Genomic DNA, 3,757 nt, shown 5'->3' on the forward strand with positions numbered 1-3,757 from the left:
GCGCCGTGACCGACACCACGGCCGGGAAGCGGCTACCGTCCTTGCGGATGTAGGTGAGCTCGTAAATGTCTTCAATCCCGCGTGAGGCCTTGAACACCAGCGCCTCAAAGCCGGGAGTGATCGGAGTGTCCAACTCGATACTCAAGGCCATCGCCCGGGCAATCACCTCTTGCGGGTCAGAAATATCGGCGGGACTGATCTTATTCATCACGTCGGTGGCGGCATAGCCCAGCATGCGCTCGGCCCCGACATTGAAAATCTGGATCACGCCCTTGGCATCAGTCGCGATGCTGGAAAAGTTGGCACTGTCAAAAATGGCTTTTTGCAAGGCGCCAGCTTTCAGCAAGGCCTCTTCTGCCTCTTTGCGCGCGGTGTTGTCGGTGCCGATCAACAGGTAGCCAATGATGGCATCCTCGTCATCGCGCAGTGCCGTGACCGACACTACCGCTGGAAAACTACTGCCATCCTTGCGGATGTAGGTCAGTTCGTAAATATCTTCAATGCCGCGGGAGGCTTTGAACACCAGCGCTTCAAAGCCGGGGGTGATCAGGGTGTCCAACTCAGCACTCAGGGTTTTGGCACGGGCCACAACTTCTTGCGGGTCAGAAATGTCAGCGGGCGTAATTTTATTCACCACGTCGACCGCCGCATAGCCCAGCATTCTCTCAGCGCCGACGTTGAAAATCTGAATCACACCATTGGCGTCGGTAGCGATGCTGGAGAAGTTGGCGCTGTTAAAAATTGCACTTTGCAAAGCCAAGGTACTGAACAGGCTGGCTTCTGTTTTTATTCCCTCGGTCGATTCCGGCGATTGGCCTGCGCCAGCAAGCAGTGCGGGGATTAATATTGTTCTTTTCATGGCTTGCCTTGTAGGGTGTATTAATTCAGAAGCCGGGCCTAGCGCTGAGAGGCTAGATGCGTACGCATCATTGACTGGGTGCTGCGATGGACAAAGATCAAACAGGACCTCAATGAATGGCTGTTTGACGCAACATGGTCCACGCAAGCAAGTGGGATGAACGTGACTTGTTGTTCTACGTTGGTCTTGACTTTCACCAGCAGACTACGCTGCAGGGCAAGTGTGTCGCGCGAGCTCATTGTCTACATCTCCGTCAGCTTCGAGTCACAGTGGGTCGGGTCCAATGCGCGCATCTGCGGACGGGCAGAAAGGCGGCTGATTTCTTCATTGTTTCGCGCCAGAAATGCATGGCTGTCGTCGACCACCTGCCGCGCCTTGTTGCGAACCTGCCCGATGCTGCCGTGCAGAAATTGCCGGGCTGTTGTCATGCCGTGTCCCGGTAGCGGTCAGCAATAGCCGCGAAATCATCAAAATCTGCAACGAAGGCATCGGTAATGTCGGGATCGAAATGTTGGCCGCGCTCTGCCAAAATTTTGTCTCGGGCCGTGGCATAGGGCATGGCCTGTTTGTAAACGCGCGGCGAGATAAGAGCGTCAAACACATCGGCTAGGGCCATGATCCGAGCTGAAAGGGGAATAGCGACGCCGGCTAAGCCATCGGGGTAGCCGCCGCCATTGAACTTTTCGTGATGCCAATGCGCGATTTCTTTTGCCAGAGCAAGAAATGGCAAAGGCATCGCGATGTCGCGCTCAGCCATTTCGATGGCGTCACTACCGAACTTTGCGTGCTTGCGCATCGCTTGCATTTCTGCGTCCGTGAGTCTTCCCGGCTTCAGAAGGATTTGATCTGGAATGCCTACTTTTCCAATGTCGTGCAACGGTGCGGAACGGCATAGAAGTTCAATGTATCTGTCATCAAGCATCGCGGAAAACTTGGGATTGCGGCGGAGACTTTGGGCCAACTGCTCCACATAGCCTTGGGTACGTCGAATATGACTGCCCGTATCAGAGTCACGGATCTCTGCCAAATGAGCCAACGCACAGATGCTGATGCGTTGGGTAAGTTCGTTCTCAATCATTCGCCGCGAGATCTCACTTTCAAGCAATGCATTCTGATTGCTCATCCAGTCTCGGGCTTGTTTGGCTTTCAACTGGGTGCCTACCCGCGCCAATACCACTTCAGGAATAAACGGCTTGGTAATGTAGTCGGCGGCACCCAGTCGCAGTCCCCGCTGCACATCCTCTGTCTGTGACAGTGATGTTAGAAACACCACCGCAATGTCCTTGGTCGCTGGGTTTTCACGCAGCTTTGCCAATACTGCGTACCCATCCATGCCGGGCATCATGACGTCGAGCAAAATCAAATCAGGCTGTCGATTTGCCAATCGCAATGCAACATCTCCTGAAGCAGCAACCAGGACGCGGCAATCAGGGATCAGCAACGTACTGAGAACGCTCAGACTTTCGGCTGAATCATCAACGATCAAGATACTGGGTCGGCCATCGGAATTCATGTGGTCATTTTTCTTGCGCTCAACCCATGACTCTTATGGAGTCGACAGGTTGACCTGATATCAAGTGAAGCCATCAGCATGACATAGTGGACGGGATGCTCACGAGATGAATGGCCAAAAAATGACTAAAGTCATGACGATCAAATAAATAGTGAACGTCGAAAAACTTGAAGCTGGAACGTTTGCTCGCGCCTCAACATAACGCCCTGTCGTATCCTGTTCCGCGGTCTTGCCGTACTTTAAATTCTGTTTACTGAGACGACCCATTCATGCGAAATTGGGCACTAAACCGCAGCCAGTACGAGGGCACAGCAAGCCGAAGCAACAGCCTATCGGATCGATATGAAAGTGAAATTATTCATTGACCCGCCCGCGTGAGGCCTTGGTCTCTGAGCGCTGGCTTTTAGCGACGCGGGCGCGCTGCTTTGATCCGTAGCTGGGTTTGGTGGCACGCCGTTTCTTGGGCGGGCGCGCCACGCTGTTGACCAGTTCGTGCAAGCGCACAAAGGCGTCGTATTTATTCGACTCCTGCGTGCGGTGCTGCTGCGCCTTGATGACCAGCACGCCGTCCTTGGTGATGCGGTTGTCGCTGAGCGCCAGCAGGCGCTCCTTCACATCCTCGGGTAAGGAAGAAGCTGAAATATCAAAACGCAGATGAATCGCACTGGAGACTTTGTTGACGTTTTGCCCACCCGCGCCCTGCGCCCGGATGGCCGTGATTTCGACCTCGTCCTCGTTGATTTCCAGCAGCTGCAGGGAGGCGGGTTCAGCCATTCCGAAAGCCTTTAGACCAGAACGTCGTTAGGCGTGCCTTCAAACTCTTTGTCCGACACATAACGTGCCACAAAGGCGCCAACCGCGCTAGCAGGCAGCGGCAACCACACCACATGACCGCTGCCGGGCGCCACGGTCATGGGCTCGCCGTCTGTGTTTTCCATGCTGGCCAGTTGGACGTTTTGGTTGCCCTTGGGGTGGATGATTTCCAGCCAGTCACCCACGGCAAACTTGTTGCGAACATTGACTTCGGCCAGGCCCCGCGCCGCGTCAAACGAGCGCACATCGCCCACATACAAACTGCGACCCGACTCGGAGTAGCCGCGCAGGTAGTTTTGAGTGGACTCAGGCGTGTGGCGCTGAAAGAAGCCGGAGGTGTAACCCCGATTCGCCAAGCCTTCGAGTTGTCCGAGCAAAGCCGGATCGAGTTCGCGCCCGGCCACGGCATCGTCAATCGCTTGGCGGTAGCTTTGCGCCGTGCGCGCCACGTAATACGGGCTCTTGGTGCGGCCTTCAATTTTGAGCGAATCCACACCGATTTCAACCAGGCGCTTGACGTGTTCGATGGCACGCAAGTCTTTGGAGTTCATCACATAGGTGCCGTGCTCGTC

The 3,757-nt window shown here is 55.0% G+C and carries 5 protein-coding genes; all 5 read right to left on the reverse strand.

The window, feature by feature from the left end:
• The coding region (locus WCG50_RS18080; RefSeq protein ID WP_336900988.1) for a PAS domain-containing protein at nucleotides 1–859 on the reverse strand (859 nt) is incomplete at its 3' end.
• A 242-nt stretch (nucleotides 860–1,101) separates the two neighbouring features.
• Nucleotides 1,102–1,287, reverse strand: a complete 186-nt coding sequence (locus WCG50_RS18085; protein WP_336900989.1) for a hypothetical protein — start codon at nucleotides 1,285–1,287, stop codon at nucleotides 1,102–1,104.
• A complete protein-coding gene (locus WCG50_RS18090; protein ID WP_336900990.1) occupies nucleotides 1,284–2,372 on the reverse strand; it encodes an HD domain-containing phosphohydrolase in 1,089 nt (362 codons plus the stop codon). The genes WCG50_RS18085 and WCG50_RS18090 overlap by 4 nt, the downstream gene beginning before the upstream one ends.
• A gap of 354 nt (nucleotides 2,373–2,726) precedes the next feature.
• Nucleotides 2,727–3,146, reverse strand: a complete 420-nt coding sequence (arfB, locus tag WCG50_RS18095; RefSeq protein ID WP_336900991.1) for an alternative ribosome rescue aminoacyl-tRNA hydrolase ArfB — start codon at nucleotides 3,144–3,146, stop codon at nucleotides 2,727–2,729.
• Nucleotides 3,147–3,157: 11 nt separating this feature from the next.
• On the reverse strand, nucleotides 3,158–3,757 hold a 600-nt coding region (locus WCG50_RS18100), incomplete at its 5' end, for a U32 family peptidase C-terminal domain-containing protein (protein ID WP_336900992.1).

Source organism: Rhodoferax sp., from assembly GCF_037143375.1.
Classification (GTDB): domain Bacteria; phylum Pseudomonadota; class Gammaproteobacteria; order Burkholderiales; family Burkholderiaceae_C; genus Rhodoferax.

Coding starts and splice junctions, on each gene's coding strand:
- WCG50_RS18085 (WP_336900989.1), bottom strand. CDS start 1,287: ATGACAACAGCCCGGCAATTTCTGCACGGCAGCATCGGGCAGGTTCGC.
- WCG50_RS18090 (WP_336900990.1), bottom strand. CDS start 2,372: ATGAATTCCGATGGCCGACCCAGTATCTTGATCGTTGATGATTCAGCC.
- arfB (WP_336900991.1), bottom strand. CDS start 3,146: ATGGCTGAACCCGCCTCCCTGCAGCTGCTGGAAATCAACGAGGACGAG.